Origin of the sequence: Sphingobacterium sp. GVS05A, assembly GCF_019969845.1 — a bacterium.
Taxonomy (GTDB): Bacteria; Bacteroidota; Bacteroidia; order Sphingobacteriales; family Sphingobacteriaceae; genus Sphingobacterium.
Genome location: NZ_JAHXYR010000010.1, coordinates 53,400 through 68,783, shown reverse-complemented (window position 1 = coordinate 68,783; position 15,384 = coordinate 53,400). Strand labels below are relative to the sequence as shown.

Genomic DNA, 15,384 nt, shown 5'->3' with positions numbered 1-15,384 from the left:
AAGTTAAAAAAATTAGTTTTTAAAGCTAACATAATTAGTTTGATTTAGCCTCTTCGACCAGATCATACCAAAAACAACGAATATCCCAACGGTCGAAATGAAACTCTTCGGTGACCTGAAAACCTACTTTTTCCAATACATGTCTTGATCCTTCGTTTTCGGTATGGGTGATGGCATGGAGCTCGAAATGAGTCAGATGCTCACGATAATACTGCATACAAGCTAATGCCGCTTCAGTAGCATATCCTTTGCCCCAGGATTCAATCCTGAAACGATAGCCGAGGTCCAGGAATCCGATACGTCCATTTTCCAATTCATCAATATATTTAAATCCCGTCCAGCCGATCCATTGATTGCTTGATTTTTCAACGACTCCCAGTCGGCCAATACCATATTTTTCATATTGTTGCTGAATGAGAGCGATCGCTTTTTCCATATCTTCGATGGATTGAACAGGCTCTTTATTGAGAAAGGTATGTACCTCAGGCTGCGAATCCATTAGCAAAAAAATAGTCCTTATCCTCCATGCTTATCGGACGGATGATTAGACGTTCGGTTTCTAATGTGGGTAGATATTTTTCCATCTTATTTGTTTTGGGTTTACAGGGCTTCAAAGCCAGAGTTTATCGATATCTTTTTTTAATATTTTTTCCTTCATTTCTTCTTCAAAATCACCAAACTGTTCTTTTTTGACAGATTTGCTAATCCGGCCTTCTTCAAGGACCAAGATCTCATCACAGGTATCCTTTAATGTCGAAAATATATGCGATGAGATCAGGATGGTTTTGTTCATAGCTTTAAGACGCAGTATAATTTCGGTTAGGATAATACTGCTTTGTAGATCTATTCCATTAAAAGGTTCATCCAGAATGTAGAAACTGTTGTCCTGAAGCAGGGTTGCTGTCAGCGCCAGTTTCTTTTTCATCCCTGTAGAATAGGAACTTGCATACTCTTTTAATGGTAATTCGAAGATATTTCTTTCATCGAGCTTTTTAATGCTTTTCCCACGGGCATCGGTAAGGAGGTAGATATACTCTTCACCGGTCAGTTTTGACAAGAAATACGGATCTGATGTCAGATAACCCAGATGGTTCTTAAGTGGCTCTAAGTTCGCATTGATCTGCCCTGAAGCTGTTTCTAGGCCTGCAATACAACGAAATAATGTTGTTTTTCCCGCACCGTTTTCGCCTACAATACCGTAGACCTTTCCATCTTCAAAATTAAAGGTGACCTCGTGCAAGACCTGATGCTGACCAAAGGATTTACTGATATGAATAAGCTCGATCATAAATAGTTTTTTAGATTTTTGAGGGCTTTCAAGTAATAGAAAGGTAATAATGCCAATATCAGTGGATAGAAGCTGAAACATAATGCCAGTGCAAAGCCCTCCGGGAAATTGATCTCTCGCGGATAAGCGACATATTTTAAGGTAATAGCAAAAGGGAGCAGGAATAGTATACCGCCCAAAACAATTAACGCATTAAACCATTCGGATGAAAAAATAACGGCATATATCAGTAGAAGCGGGAAAACACATAAAAGGCATTGCAGTATTCCACGTCTAAATTTACCCAGGAGGAATCTGGTCGGTGTTTCTCTACTGTTCCAAAGATAAAGTACGGGTTCTGGTAGCTGGTAATAAAATACACAGCTTAGTGTAATACCGGCTACGCAAAATAGAACGAGGTTGTGGTTAGTTACATAGAAACCAATTGCTGCTAGCATATACAAAACGAGAATCAGCAGGTAGCTCCTTCGGAACCCGATAATAAATTCAAATGGTTTCTTTGCGAATGGAGTTGGAAGGGATTTACCAAAAGTTTTAAAGACCAAAAAAGCAAATATAATAGCTAGCACAATTAGCGTGACGCCATATAACCATAGCCCTCGAAATATAAAAATAGTAAGCGTTGGCAAAATGACGATGCCATTTTCCAGTAGTCTGATCGTGTAAAAATCCTTTTTACTAAAGGTATTTTTTAGAAAATCGTTCCTGTTTTTTTCGGTCATGAGAAAGAGTAATTGGAAGTTGCTCAGCAGCAGGGCATAGCTCCCAAAAACAGGATACTGTAGCAGAAGGTAATAGACCAGATAACCGGCTCCCAGTAACAAAAGTGGCGCAACCACTATTGGAAGACCAGTCGCCTTAAAATGGCGTGTCAACAATTTATATTGAAGCTTTAAATAATTGTTTATCATTTGCTATCTGTTTATAAATAGTCATGATGCTATCGTCTGTTAATTATAATAGCTATAGATCAGATGATTTGTATTTGTGCTACTCATTGTAAACTTTTTCTCGATTTATAAAAATCAATTTCATATCTAAAACTAAGATTTTCTTTGCCAATTTAGCATATAGAGTAAAGCGATCACTAGTACGACGGCATTTGCATACATAATTTGCGGAATGCGAAGAATAACATCGGCATAATATAATCCAGCGAGGAGCGCTCCAAGGCCAATTCCCGCTTCGAGTGAAATATACATGGTGGCGACCGCTTTGCCGCGATGTTCAGGGATACTTAGATCAATAGTCCAGGCGTTAACTGCGGGAGATAATATACCGGTGCCAATACCGTAGATGCTCGCTCCAATCATCATGCCGATAAAGCTATCCCCAAAACCAATCACCACCAAAGCAATGGCAATAATCACTATGCCTGTAATAATAACTTTTGGCCTTCCATAGCGATCGGATACCTTACCCGAAACAAAGCGTATCATGACGGATGCGATCGTAAATGCCAGGAAAAAAAGACCTTTATTTTTAAGGCCTAGGTGTTCACTCCAATCTGGTATAAGGGTCAGGATTACTCCGTATGCCGTATAGGATAGAAATGTAACTATTCCAGCAGGAAGTGCACGCCATTCAATGATATCCTTTCGGTCTATTTTCAGCATGGAAAGGTTGAATTTTTCCTTTTTGACCAAAGTTTCCTTCATATTGATGACGATGAGGATTGATAATAAAGCCATGAAGGAAGAGGAGTAAAACATGACATTTATCCCAAAAGCGTCAAAAATAGCGCTTCCTATTGCTGGGCCTACTGCGGTGCCGACACTGAATGCAAGCCCATGCATTCCCAAGGCTTCGCCCCATCTTTTTTGGGGAACAAGATCCGCAACATAAGCTGAGGTAGATGTAGGTTTAAAACCGGTCGAGAATCCATGTATCAACCGAAGAAACAGAAAGCCCGCGACGGAAGTTAAGATCGGATAAAGAAAACCACAGATAAAACAGACGATGGATCCGATGGCCATGACGGGTACACGGCCCCAGCGATCGGTCAGCTTACCGCTGAAAGGTCTTGAAATTCCGGCAGTCAATGTAAATAATGCGATGATCAGCCCCTTGTATTCAGCCCCACCCAAACTACTCAGGTAATTAGGGAGCTCTGGAATAATCATGTTGAAACTCGAGGAGAATAGGAGTGAGCTCAGGCAGAGTAAAATAAATTGAAGCGTATAGATGGATTTCTGTTCAGATGGCATTTTAAAACAATTGTCGTGCATGAATATTTCTTCAAGTATGCGATACCGTGGAAGATACCTGTACTTTTTGAAGAGTAGGTCAAATGTACAGCTTTTGAAACGATTAAACTTTTTCTTTTGTTCAAAATTTTTAAAATCCTTTCAATGGTAACATGAAAATAATCATCCGGAAATCCACTTGACACAAATTTGTATATTTGATCTTCGCCAGCGATAGAAAACTCTTTTATTGACTGAACATTAAGAAACCTCCAATTGGTCGTATGTCAAATGAAAAAAGAAATCCAGGGGTCTATTTTGAGATTCCTGTACTAAATATGGAGCGGGCAGTTCATTTTTACAGTGAGTTGTTTGCCTTTACCTTTGATCAGGAAGAATTTGATGGAATTCAGATGGCTTATTTCTCTTTTGAGGAAAAGCTGTCGGGGATTAACGGTGCGCTGGCAAAAGGGGAAATCTATCAACCTACGCATCAGGGGGTACTGCTTTATTTGCATACTGAAAATATGGAAGAGACCTTAAAAAAGGCAGAAAAAGCTGGCGCAAGGATATTATATCCTGCGACCTTTCATAAAGAGCTGGGCTTTGCAGTCGCTGAAATAGAGGATTCTGAAGGAAATCGGATCGGACTTCATCAACGGTTGTAGGGCGCTTTTGGAAATAAATTTGCTAAACCAGCTGCTGCCGGGCTATCTCACTGCAAAATATCGTTGTTGCTACCGCAACATTCAGGGATTCCGCTTGGCCGATACGGGGTATGGTCACTGCTTGATCTATTAATGTTATAATTTCTTCACTAATACCATTGCCTTCATTTCCCATGACGATCAATCCTTCTGTACTCCATTCGGTCTGGTAAATGGATTGCCCATTGAGCAGTGCGCCATAAACCGGTAGATCTGTTGAAGAGATAAGTTCATGCAGATCTACATAATGAACCTGTATTCTTGCCAATGAGCCCATTGTGGCCTGCACGACTTTTGGATTATAAGCATCTACTGTGCCAATGGAGCAAATGATATGTTTGATCCCAAACCATTCCGCTGTGCGAATGATAGTTCCCAAATTACCGGGATCTTGTACATCATCCAATACGATATTGTAGCAATTTCTTAGATCACTTACTTCGATCTGTTGTTGTTTCGGAAGTTTCACCAGGGCAAGAACACCCTGAGGAGATTTTAGGGTACTAATCTTTTGGAATTCAGCCTCCGTCAGTTCATGGGATTTTATATTATGCGAGATTTTACCCACTTTTGTGTTTGCGTCGTCTGTATAGAAAATGGATTCAACCTGGTAGCTCGATGAGATAAATTCCTTGACGGACTTTATGCCCTCAACGATGAATAAGCCATGTTGTTTTCTATACTTTTTGTTTTGTAGAGACGTTATTAGACTGATTTGCGCTTTTGACAACATTTTTATTGATGATTAAGTACCCTCGTTTTATCGGATTTGCAAGTATAATGCTTTTGACGCTATTTTTTGCATCTTGCCGATCTTCAAAATATATAGGCGACGACCAAGCCCTGGTTACAAAAATACAGATTTCCGGCGTTTCACCAGCATTGAAAGAGTCTTCCGAAACCTATATATCCAATCAGATAAAACCTAATTCTAGGGTCAATCTATTTATTTACAACACCTTCAATACGACAAAAGGACGCTATAAGACCAAGAAAATTCGAAATGTAGGCGAACCTCCTCATTTGCTTGACTCAGCAATGGTTGACCTTTCCGCTAATCAGATCAGACGTTTTTTGTTTACTAAGGGATATTTTAATGCCAAAGTCAGTCCTGAGATTACAGTTAACAAAAAAAGAGCGCATATCAATTTTAACGTCGATGAAGGAAATGCATATCAAATTAGGAACATAGAACGTAAATTTGAAGATGGGGATGCCAAATGGTTATTTGATCGGGATATCCTACCAAAAACTAAAGTCAAGCCCAATACACAATATGATGCCGCCAAATTGCTGGAGGAACGGGAAAAGTTATATATTGTTATGCGCAACAATGGGTATTATGACTACTTGAGGCAATATATGCGTGTCGGTATTGACTCTACATTGAGTGGAAACTTGATCGATTTAAAAATAAATGTAGAAAATCCCAGTGATTCAACGATACATAAAAAGTATCAAATTGATAGTGTATATATGACTATTAGGAATTATGGGGCAATGTCAAAGAAACCAGCTCGCCGTATAACTGATTCTGCAAAACGACTTCTTTTTGTGGATGAAACAAATAGCTTTCGTTGGAAACCATTGGAAAGGTATATGTATCTACGATCGGGGAATTATTATTCGTTGGCCGAGGAAAATAAGTCTTATGATCGGCTTTATGAGATGAACGGTTTTCGGTCTGTGAAAGTGCAGTTTGTGAAAAAAGATTCCAATAAACTCGATGTTCATTATGATTTCGTCCCGCGACCACGAATGGGTAACCAGATCGAAGGAGAGTATACTTTTAGCTCGGGGATGAGTGGTTTTAATATCGGAAATACGTTTTCACAGCGTAATATTTTTGGTGGCTCTGAGCAATTGGAGGTGAAGTTGCGGTATGGTGTGCTATTTGATCCTCGTTTGGCAGGGGGGCTTTCGAGTAAGATATTCAATAATGATTTTCAGGCGGGTGTCAATTTAGTAATTCCACGACTCATGGTACCTTTCCATATTAATCCAGGTGGGAAATTTGGTTTACCAAAAACAACATATTCGATGACTCTTCAGTTGTTTGATCAGGATCGTACTTATTCCAACCGCTATTTTATTACTTCACTGAATTACTCCTGGTATGAAACAGAGAACAAATATCATAGCTTTACCCCGATAGTATTGGAATATCGGGATGGGAGGTTAGATTCAAATTTTCGAAAAAATCTCGAACAGGAAGGGTATCAATTGTATGTACGTAGCAATGACCGTCAATATTTCGGATTGGGAACGCAATATACCTTTATTCTGAACGGGAAAAAGCTGACGAGCAAGGAAGATTTTCAATATTTCCGTGGAACAGTGGACGTCAGTGGTAATGTGTTGGATCTGATAAGTAGTATTGCTAAACTACCGGCAAATGCCGATGGTGAGAAAAAAATCTTTGGAGTACCGTTCTTGCAATATGCGAAAACCGAATTTGATTATCGTTTGTACCGTAACTTTGGCGGAAATAGACAATTTGTTTTCCGTTTTAATCCGGGGATAGCAATTCCGTATGGTAACAATTCGAAGTTACTGATATTTGAAAAGAGTTTTTATAGTGGAGGGATGAATGGTATACGGGCTTGGCAAGCACGAACCCTGGGCCCTGGCGCATACAATAGGCAAAATTTGAGCGAAGATCTTCGTCTGAATCTAAGGAATTTAGATCAGTTGGGAGAGATTAAATTGGAGGCTAATGCTGAGTATAGATTTCGCATCTTAAATAATTTTTTGGGGGCCAAGATGAACGGAGCAACGTTCGTTGATATGGGGAATGTCTGGCGGCTAAAAAAAGATGACGATTTAAATCCTGGCGGCGAATTTAAATTCAACAAGTTTTTGGGACAGGTAGCCATTGGTACCGGTTTTGGACTACGCTTTGATTCAGATTACTTTGTGATCCGTTTGGATGCAGGATTAAAGGTAAAAGACCCACAGTTTTCAGGAAGCAATCAATGGGTCATCAAGAATTTCTTCGATTCAAAAGAATTTAAGGAGCAATATTATCAGACCCATAAACCGGACCGTTATAATTTTATACAGTACAATTTTGGGATAGGTATGCCGTTCTAGGGAACACTATTTTTTATAAAAAGCTCACTAACCTAGATTACGACTTTGATGTGCTGATATTGAATGCTAGCCCTAGCCTAAGAGATTCTTTAGGCTGGAGAAAATTGACTCAAAGATCTTGCTTAAATCTAATCCTTGTGAGTGATTGAATATAAAGAAAACGATTGCCAGTGCAATGGCTGTCATGATTACTTTTTTAAACATGTAGGCGATACCTAATACAATAGCAGGGATGATCAAAAACATCAATCCACTGATGGCAAAAGGAGAAAGGCCATTATCAGTCTTATAGATGTAAAACAGGCGACCTTTAGATTTCTCTTGGTTTTTGTGATTAAAAAATACAAAGGTAGACGATTCGATTTTTTGATTTGGAACAGCTACACCATCGTGAAATTGGAGCGCCTGAGAGAAACCGTTAATGGTAAACATGTAGTTTCCATTGATAGTCTCATTGGTATTGCCTATTGAATCCAAAGCGACGACCGCCAGTTTTCCGTTTTTCGAAAGATTCTCTTTTATTACAAAGTCTTGGATATTCTGCTCCTGAGCACTTGCCCAGAAAGGTATCAGTAATAGAAAAAATAGAACCTTTTTCATCTTATTTATATGCTTTTAAATTTTAACTCACCTGTAACAACAGGTCTGACTTATTCCCTTATATCCAGATCTACTAAGGAGATAAGTTAATACTGGATGTGTTAAAGCAAGTCCAGTCAAAATGAGAATGCAATTTTAGGAATTTTAATCTTCTTTTCGAAATCTTAAATTATTTGAGTACTGATTCTAATCGAAAACTTCCTTTTTTGTTCTCAAATCTTATGGCTAATTTTTTCCTTTCAGCGAAGCTCGGATTCTCCAGCTTATCTTTTAGTCTATTGGTATTAAGTTTCTTCGAGAGATTGCTCCTTTTCATTCTGTCCCCAAATCAAGATGTCAGCAATATTATCTACCTTAAATTCTGCCGCTAGATTGTCCAATTTTTCGGAGAAAGAATGCAGTTGACTTAGCAAGGTGATGAGGGCATTTTTTGTGGTTTGATAATCAAGTTCGATTTTATTTTTTGAAAAATATGGAAAGAAAGGTTCGTCTTTATCGTCGCAGAAAATGGTAATCCTTTCTTGATTTTTGGTGATTAGGGGTGAAGGGTGGCACTCCAATAGGGAAAAATCTTCGAAATTTTCATTTAGTATTTTTTTCCATTGTTGGATTTCTTCTAAGAGGCCACAGCATTGAGGATACAATTCGACCTGTCCATTAATAGAAATTGCGTACCCGCCAAATAGTGAGCAAGAGTCTTTTATGGGCATGTCTCCAATATGTAATTTGATTATAGTTCTTAGATCCTCGACCTTAATGTCAAAAAGTCTATATTGGTAAATTCCTGTTGCGATTGGACGGGGGATATCAATATAGTTTTTCTTTAATTCATTTTCTTGATATAGATCCCATTCTTTCGTATTTGTAAAGGAGGTTCCCCTAGGCACTATATTGCTTTGGGCTCCCTTTAAGGTAGGAAGTTCAATTAGTGGTATAAAATCTATTTTGTCCATTAACTTCATTTATGGTGAATCTCATATATCCAGTTTTTGGGAGGACTTGCCATCAAAAAGTACAATGTAAGAGAATACATTGTACTTGACAAATTTCTAGTTTAAAAAACAGAAGCAAAAAGCAACAATAGTGGGGGCTAGTCATTGCCGGATTCGAACCGGATAATCTTGTTGATTTTACAACTTCATTATTCCTCCCCTTAACGGTGACGAAGTAACTATCGTTTACGGCATTCTGTTTAGAATCAGAAAGACAACTGACGAAAAGAGTTTTTTCCGACGTTTTCGATATCGTCTATCTAGAACTGATCGGAAGCAGGATTTGAACCTGCCATTGGACCGAAGTAACTCTTTTCTACGGCACTTATCCAATTTTATCATAAAGCAAGGTAACTAACGAAAAGAGACTGTTTTTCCTGCTCTAACCAACTGAGCTACTCTATATATCTATAGAGACAGGACTCGAACCTGTGACACGGGCAACCCAAATGCGAAGTAACTCTCTTCTACGACACTTGCTTATTTTATACTGCGGGATGATCTTATATTTCAACTTGATGGATATGTTCGACAGCGGATAGGGCATTGTCCATGCCAGAAAGTATATCAAACACTTTATCCGACCAGCCCGCTAACAGGTAAACATCATTTTGCTTCACATCTATGGGCTGTTTTCCATATCCCCCCAGATCGAATAGATAGAGTTTCGCCTTTGGAGCTAAACTTTTGTAATTATTCCATGACTTCTCCAAAGAATTACCATTATAATTACTATCCCATAATTGACAATCAGTAAATATCATGACCTTATCCACGATCTTCTTTCTACGGATTAGATCGTCCACGACCAGGTATCCATTTGTTGAATAGCCCACTTCACCTTCTCGTTTGTAATATTCCATTACATTCGTCAGCACCTGATGTTTAGGCATATTGATTATCTTGTATGTATCACCGAATATCCCTGTTGTTACATTTTTACACTGTGATTGCAATAGCATTGCTAACATTAGGCCTACATCATACAGTAAAACCGTGCTTTTTGCCGAAATAGGCTTTTGCATAGATCCTGAAACATCACAGGCAATCACAACCGAAGTCTCAAAACCGAAGCCTTTTATATTTCTGGCACTACATAATGTGGCATCTTCCAATGCTGTTAATACAGTTGACGTTAAACCCGATTTTAGCACTTTCAACTCTCTATAAGCTGAAAGAAACCTGAACGGAAGTTGTTTAGAGTTGAGTACTGCTTGCTCATTCGATAGATAATTGCAGACTATCAAGACATGTTGTGCTGATATGTTAGCCTCCAGTATATTACGAAGATTTCTGAGCAAAGCCATATAACCCATTTTTTTACTTTCGATCAACTCTTCCCATTTTCTGGTGAAAGCATCAGATTTGGCCAGGGCGTTATCAAAATTTTCCTGACCCAATTTAGAAAGTTCCGTTTCCCAAGTATAAGCGGTCGAAAGATTATCCGCTGCGATCCTGTCAAAAATAACCTGCTGTTGATCGTTCTTAGGACTAGGGTGTACAAGAAAAAGCGCATCTTTTAACTTAATTTCAGCTTCTCTGTTATATTTTGCAAACTGGTATTCATCAAATCTGTTAAAAGAGGCTCCAAGACCTTTTTGGATTTGCTTAGAAAGCCTACTTAACTTCTTCGCTCCATTTCTGTTATTTGCAATCTGGTAATAGGCCAGAAGTTCAGTTATCTCGTCAGCACGCAATACTACCCGGCTCACTGCCTTACTAACGATCGACTCGCCAGAGGCTTTCTTCGCCAATTCGACAGCTAGTACTATCGGAATGGACCTTAAGTTCATCACTGTACGTGCATAGATGGCAAGTTTGGCGACAAATGTCGATTCGCATGTCATGACCAGTTCCTTGATTCGATTTAATCTACTGTTGCCGGTTTCATAAAATGAGTCATTCAATGCAGTTGTGACTACCGTAGTATACAATTCCAGTTCTGGCGTCATGAGATAAGCCTTTGCTTTTTCATGATTCGTGACCAGCTGTTTTTTAGTGTTGAGGAAGTTGAATTTCATAATCATTGCATTATCGTTAAACATTTGTGCCAGACTATTCTGAACTGACATTACAAAATTGCAAGCTGACCTACGCGTTATATTTGCGCAATAAGAGGTTAATGTGTGATTAATATTTATTTATCTGATTATTAGATTGTTATTTTTTTTATTTCGAAAAGAAAATGGCTTTGGATAAATTAATGCGCAGATTTATTGCGTAGTATTGCTTCAATCTGTTTTATCTCCCTCGCGTCAAGGGTAAGCTACGTTATAAAAAAACGTAGAAGGGCTTGGTTTGAGCGAGCGGCATTTCAGAAGTTTCCGGATTATAGATTATTCGTTGATCAGCTCAAAGTAATAAGCTTGCGCTTCTGCTCCCTGAAGCGTTACCAATTCGCTGGCAAGATATTCCATCTGTAATATAATTCTTTAAATGCAATCAGCATAGTGGTTTAAAATCGAGTTTTTATGGGATCAAGATCAATGGACTAATTACTTTTCTTCTGGAAGAATATCAATTGATTCTGTCCAAAGTTCGAGTCTTTTAAATGAGGAGAAGATTATAAAGGACTGAAGAACAATGGAGTCATCATTTGTTTTATATATTTTTAATTGGAGCATATCTTGTATCGATATAGAATTTTTATTAATTTTAGAGATAACCATGTAAAACTATTTGTTGATGAGAAGAATATTATTCGTATTTCTTTTGCTGCATTCAGTGTGTTTCGGCCAAAAGAATGTTAATTATAAGATAATCGAGGAATCCAAGTCCGAAGGGAAGCTTATACAGTCCAAATCAACCTATTTTACATTGTCGGCTAACAAATCAGCTTCAAAAAAATACTTCCCCTCAGAAATAACGATTAAAGCTATAGAATACAAGGATCCTTATTTTTCTTTTGTCTTTTCTAGTTTTCATCCTGACAGTAATCAGAATATTTTATCTTCGAGTAAACTCGTTGATATTTTGATGAACTTACAACAGCCTATTCGATTCAATTTACAACATCAAGAGACCGCTGTCGACACTTCTTCACTTAGAAAAGAGATCCTGTCAAAGGCCAGGAACTGGCAATTATCAGATGACGCCGCAGAAATGGTAAGGAACAATGTTACGGTAGGAGCAGGGTTTCTTTGTAACAAGCTAAATTACCAGTACCTAGACAATGATCTCATAAAGAGACTCCAATCCGGGCCTATACTCGTCAAAAGCGAACGTTATCAATTAATTAAAGACGATAAGAAAAATTTGTATCTAACTTTTAGGGATACATCAGGTCTTTCGGATGGAGAGCTTGTCGTTGATAAGAAGACACTTCAGCCTATTATGCTTTCACGAAGAAGTGAGCATATCCAAGATGATCGTTCATTTATCACGACCACTATTATGCAACTTTTGGATACGAATGTATCCAGTACTTACGATCAAGCCTATGCGGAGATGTTGCTGTCAGGCAGTTTTGTTAGTAAGGCACTTTATACAGACGAAACAATTGATAGTGTGAAGGTCATGAAATACATCACTAAAAATGAGGCTATTTTTACAAATGATAGGACATTCGTACAGCGAAAGTTAGATCTACTTCAGCGGATTAAAAACTATAAATTATATGATCTGAGTTTGAACGATGTGCCAATCAACTTGCTTTCGGGTACACATCATCTTTCAAACTTTCTCTACAATGGTGCTATATCAAGGGATAAATTTATAACCGTAATACCGTTATTAGACAACGAAAAACGATATAATTGGATTCAGAATGTTTTATATCAACAGCTGGGGCGTCCAGCTGCCACAGGAGTATTGTCTTCTGATGAACAAGCCGATTTATTAATAAATCATTTTTTCGAAATTGAGAAGCAATATACCTATCCGATGATTTTGGGGCAACGGATTATACAACAGGCAGATAATCTGTCACAAGCTAAAAAATTGCTTGAAGAGTTAATGAACCTTAACGATGCGTATTGGAACAATGGAAACGTTGGGAGATATGCGCTACTGGCCTATCAGCGTTTGGTTTCTGTAGATCCGGACTATACCCAACAATTGCTAAAGGATATTATTTCAAGATTAACAGTGCTTTATAATGCCGATAAGACCGAGCATCGAAATATAACCCGCGCACATCTTGCTACAGCGAACTATTTGGCCTACCAAATGACCAGTAAAAGCAATAAGGAAGACGCCCTGAACTATTTGGAGAAAGCGGCTCTGTACTCACCAAAAAATCAGGCGGAGACTGCGTACAACTCATCTTACGATATTATATTTTTAAAATCTAAGAAAAGCTATTCAGAAGATTATCTTACAGAATTGGCCGCGAGCGGTAAGAAAGATGTCGCTTTACAAAAATATATCGATGAGTTTTTGACCGTGCAGGGAACAAGCTATAAGGGGTTACGTGATTTTTACCAGCATTATTATCCAGAACAGAAATTCAGTGAGTTTTTCATTCAGAAGGTCATTCCACAATTACCCGAGGCACCAGATTTTGCTTTGGCGAATCTGGAGAACAGCAAAATTGCAAAGGCTGACCTGAAAGGTAAATGGACATTGGTTGACTTTTGGGGAACTTGGTGCGGCCCCTGTGTCGCAGAGATGCCTAAACTCAATAGTTTTTATGAGCACTTGAAGACTGATAAATCAAGAGGAGACAAGATTGGTTTTATGAGTATTGCATGTAATGATGCTGTAGACAAAGTGAAAAACTTTCTTGCTAAGAACAATTACATTATACCAGTGCTGATGTCAGACGGTCGGGTGGAAAAAAGCTTTCAAGTCAGGGGTTATCCAAGCAAATACATTTTAACACCGGGAGGGAAGCTGATCACTATGCCATTCGGTTTTGACTGGCAGCCGCTGTTAGAAGAAGTCGCCACTTTCTGATGTACATCAGTACGATGAAAAAGTAGTCATTATTATTTAACTATACTTTCGGGTAGTATTGAATTTTGTAGATAACTAATATCTGGAGTGGTCCAAAATTTTAGATTTATTGTTTGCATCGTTCCGTTGTCGTGCCAGTTCCCATCTGAATCTTTGATCTGAAGTGTCCATTTATAGGCTATACCATTTTTGGAAAACTCTTGAATTCTGACCAATCCTACTAAAGCAAAAATCAGCTGACTGAGCATTTCATCGATTTCTTCTTCGGTATTTTCATAATGCCGATGAAATGAGCCAAAATGAAGCGTATTTTCCCTTACATCTGTTTGTAGTATAATGTCAAAGCCATATTCGTCATTACGATAAATTTAAGTTCGTCGTTCTTTCCCTTTTGGAATTTTACTGAAGGATATTTTGTGAGTTCCGCAACAACGATGTCAATTATATTGTGGTCTGTCATTTATTTATTTGAATAGATTCATTGTTCAAGAATGTTATTTATCGCGGATTTTCTTTCTAAAATCATGATATAAGTCCCAGTTTTTGTCTGTTGTTATAGCAAAATCAAATTCTCTTAATTTTTTTGAATTCTTTATATTATTGAGGACGGTTGTAGTACCTGTTTTGTCATTTGTTACAATATAAAAATTTCTGATTCCTTTGTGTGTATCTCTGAAAACATAATAACACTGGATATTACTTTCTTTCAGGTAATTTTCAATAGTGTGTTCAAATTGATCTAACTCATTCAGTTCTTCATTTGTTGGTAGCATTGTCGCTGTGTCTTTGCTGACACAAGCTGTTGTTATTTTTGCAAAGTAGCAAAATTCGGGCTTATGAAGAAATCAATCAAATGCAGTATTACCAACCAATAAGTAAGGGAAATTGTCGTTTGGGTAATCGGTAGTCTTAAATTCTTCCGGTACTACGTATGTATCTCGTGGTATTGGCTGGCCTTTGTTTATATTTCCAACATCAAAGCCATCATAAGTGACTTCATATTTTTTCGCTACATTATAGAGTACTTTGTCAAGTTCAAATAAACTCTTCGGATTGTGGATTTCTTTTCTTTCTAGATGCAACCAATAGCTTTTGTCGTCGGCCTGAAAAATTTCAACAAGTTCAAAATTCTGATTTTTGAGCTCTTTGGTGATCTGATAAAAATGATCTTTTTTATCTGCAGTGAAAAAATATCCCCAAAGCAATGTTCTATCTGTATAAACTCCATTAGCTTCCATCTTGGAAAACATTTCTTCGATCTCTTCTAACGGTATTTTGTAGGATTGAGATTGCGAGTTATTGCAAGCGAAAAAAACGAATACACACGTCCAGATAAATAAATTTTTCATTTTCCAGTTTGGATATTGTAGGTATTGTCAGAAGTTAAATACTATTGAATTCAAGTTAAGACATAAATATACAAAATCAACTTATTAACAATAAGAATCTAATCATTTACCAATCCATAATTTCATTGGTAAATGATTCCGTATCTATCTCATGGTTGAAAAAGCCATATCTCGACACCAGCCCGCTCGTAATAATCTCTCTGATTTTTATTATATGGGACCCTTCTGATAAATGTTTTAGTAATTTATGTGCCAATGCATTAAATTCATCCA

At 37.8% G+C, this 15,384-nt stretch carries 13 protein-coding genes and 1 tRNA gene; 3 read left to right on the top strand and 11 right to left on the bottom strand.

Annotated features, from left to right (window positions below; genetic code table 11):
• Positions 1-34 precede the first annotated feature (34 nt).
• The 4 genes from LC454_RS22250 to LC454_RS22235 all read right to left on the bottom strand — a co-directional run bounded on the left by LC454_RS22250 (position 35) and on the right by LC454_RS22235 (position 3,495).
• Positions 35-499 (bottom strand): GNAT family N-acetyltransferase, encoded by a 465-nt coding sequence (locus LC454_RS22250; RefSeq protein WP_223584651.1) that lies wholly within the window; start codon positions 497-499, stop codon positions 35-37.
• Between the two features lie 111 nt (positions 500-610).
• Positions 611-1,288 carry an ATP-binding cassette domain-containing protein gene (locus LC454_RS22245; protein ID WP_223584650.1) on the bottom strand — a complete coding sequence of 226 codons (678 nt, stop codon included), beginning with the start codon at positions 1,286-1,288 and terminating at the stop codon, positions 611-613.
• On the bottom strand, positions 1,285-2,199 hold the full coding sequence (locus tag LC454_RS22240) for a hypothetical protein (protein WP_223584649.1): 915 nt from the start codon (positions 2,197-2,199) through the stop codon (positions 1,285-1,287). Before LC454_RS22240 ends, LC454_RS22245 begins: the two co-directional genes overlap by 4 nt.
• Before the next feature lie 132 nt (positions 2,200-2,331).
• Positions 2,332-3,495 carry an MFS transporter gene (locus LC454_RS22235; protein WP_223584648.1) on the bottom strand — a complete coding sequence of 388 codons (1,164 nt, stop codon included), beginning with the start codon at positions 3,493-3,495 and terminating at the stop codon, positions 2,332-2,334.
• A gap of 263 nt (positions 3,496-3,758) precedes the next feature.
• On the opposite strand from LC454_RS22235, the gene LC454_RS22230 reads away from it, so the two are divergent.
• Positions 3,759-4,142: a VOC family protein gene (locus LC454_RS22230; protein WP_223584647.1), complete on the top strand. Its 384-nt coding sequence runs from the start codon at positions 3,759-3,761 to the stop codon at positions 4,140-4,142.
• A gap of 22 nt (positions 4,143-4,164) precedes the next feature.
• On the opposite strand, the gene LC454_RS22225 is transcribed toward LC454_RS22230, so the two are convergent.
• A complete protein-coding gene (locus LC454_RS22225) occupies positions 4,165-4,914 on the bottom strand; it encodes a TrmH family RNA methyltransferase (RefSeq protein WP_223584646.1) in 750 nt (249 codons plus the stop codon).
• A gap of 8 nt (positions 4,915-4,922) precedes the next feature.
• On the opposite strand from LC454_RS22225, the gene LC454_RS22220 reads away from it, so the two are divergent.
• Entirely contained in the window at positions 4,923-7,274 is a 2,352-nt protein-coding gene (locus tag LC454_RS22220) for a BamA/TamA family outer membrane protein (RefSeq protein ID WP_223584645.1), read from the top strand.
• 72 nt (positions 7,275-7,346) lie between these two features.
• On the opposite strand, the gene LC454_RS22215 is transcribed toward LC454_RS22220, so the two are convergent.
• The 4 genes from LC454_RS22215 to LC454_RS22200 form a co-directional block, all read right to left on the bottom strand.
• The gene (locus LC454_RS22215; RefSeq protein ID WP_223584644.1) at positions 7,347-7,874 is read right to left on the bottom strand and encodes a hypothetical protein; all 528 of its coding nucleotides are present in this window, start codon (positions 7,872-7,874) and stop codon (positions 7,347-7,349) included.
• A gap of 284 nt (positions 7,875-8,158) precedes the next feature.
• A complete protein-coding gene (locus tag LC454_RS22210; protein WP_223584643.1) occupies positions 8,159-8,827 on the bottom strand; it encodes a hypothetical protein in 669 nt (222 codons plus the stop codon).
• Positions 8,828-9,136: 309 nt separating this feature from the next.
• Positions 9,137-9,266 (bottom strand) — tRNA-OTHER (locus LC454_RS22205).
• Positions 9,267-9,369: 103 nt separating this feature from the next.
• Positions 9,370-10,887: a TROVE domain-containing protein gene (locus tag LC454_RS22200; protein ID WP_223584642.1), complete on the bottom strand. Its 1,518-nt coding sequence runs from the start codon at positions 10,885-10,887 to the stop codon at positions 9,370-9,372.
• A 664-nt stretch (positions 10,888-11,551) separates the two neighbouring features.
• Between LC454_RS22200 and LC454_RS22195 the strand changes: the two genes are divergently transcribed.
• Positions 11,552-13,762 (top strand): TlpA family protein disulfide reductase, encoded by a 2,211-nt coding sequence (locus LC454_RS22195; RefSeq protein WP_223584641.1) that lies wholly within the window; start codon positions 11,552-11,554, stop codon positions 13,760-13,762.
• A 494-nt stretch (positions 13,763-14,256) separates the two neighbouring features.
• Here LC454_RS22195 and LC454_RS22190 read toward each other — a convergent pair whose 3' ends face one another.
• Together LC454_RS22190 and LC454_RS22185 are read right to left on the bottom strand one after the other, a co-directional pair.
• The gene (locus tag LC454_RS22190; RefSeq protein WP_223584640.1) at positions 14,257-14,535 is read right to left on the bottom strand and encodes a DUF695 domain-containing protein; all 279 of its coding nucleotides are present in this window, start codon (positions 14,533-14,535) and stop codon (positions 14,257-14,259) included.
• A 72-nt stretch (positions 14,536-14,607) separates the two neighbouring features.
• Entirely contained in the window at positions 14,608-15,111 is a 504-nt protein-coding gene (locus LC454_RS22185; RefSeq protein WP_262903137.1) for a ribonuclease E inhibitor RraB, read from the bottom strand.
• Positions 15,112-15,384: the final 273 nt, after the last annotated feature.

What these genes read in the sequence shown, in the direction of transcription:
- LC454_RS22250 (WP_223584651.1), bottom strand. Translation starts at nt 499, where the DNA reads ATGGATTCGCAGCCTGAGGTACATACCTTTCTCAATAAAGAGCCTGTT.
- LC454_RS22245 (WP_223584650.1), bottom strand. Translation starts at nt 1,288, where the DNA reads ATGATCGAGCTTATTCATATCAGTAAATCCTTTGGTCAGCATCAGGTC.
- LC454_RS22240 (WP_223584649.1), bottom strand. Translation starts at nt 2,199, where the DNA reads ATGATAAACAATTATTTAAAGCTTCAATATAAATTGTTGACACGCCAT.
- LC454_RS22235 (WP_223584648.1), bottom strand. Translation starts at nt 3,495, where the DNA reads ATGCCATCTGAACAGAAATCCATCTATACGCTTCAATTTATTTTACTC.
- LC454_RS22230 (WP_223584647.1), top strand. Translation starts at nt 3,759, where the DNA reads ATGTCAAATGAAAAAAGAAATCCAGGGGTCTATTTTGAGATTCCTGTA.
- LC454_RS22225 (WP_223584646.1), bottom strand. Translation starts at nt 4,914, where the DNA reads ATGTTGTCAAAAGCGCAAATCAGTCTAATAACGTCTCTACAAAACAAA.
- LC454_RS22220 (WP_223584645.1), top strand. Translation starts at nt 4,923, where the DNA reads ATGATTAAGTACCCTCGTTTTATCGGATTTGCAAGTATAATGCTTTTG.
- LC454_RS22215 (WP_223584644.1), bottom strand. Translation starts at nt 7,874, where the DNA reads ATGAAAAAGGTTCTATTTTTTCTATTACTGATACCTTTCTGGGCAAGT.
- LC454_RS22210 (WP_223584643.1), bottom strand. Translation starts at nt 8,827, where the DNA reads ATGGACAAAATAGATTTTATACCACTAATTGAACTTCCTACCTTAAAG.
- LC454_RS22200 (WP_223584642.1), bottom strand. Translation starts at nt 10,887, where the DNA reads ATGAAATTCAACTTCCTCAACACTAAAAAACAGCTGGTCACGAATCAT.
- LC454_RS22195 (WP_223584641.1), top strand. Translation starts at nt 11,552, where the DNA reads ATGAGAAGAATATTATTCGTATTTCTTTTGCTGCATTCAGTGTGTTTC.
- LC454_RS22190 (WP_223584640.1), bottom strand. Translation starts at nt 14,535, where the DNA reads ATGCTACCAACAAATGAAGAACTGAATGAGTTAGATCAATTTGAACAC.
- LC454_RS22185 (WP_262903137.1), bottom strand. Translation starts at nt 15,111, where the DNA reads ATGAAAAATTTATTTATCTGGACGTGTGTATTCGTTTTTTTCGCTTGC.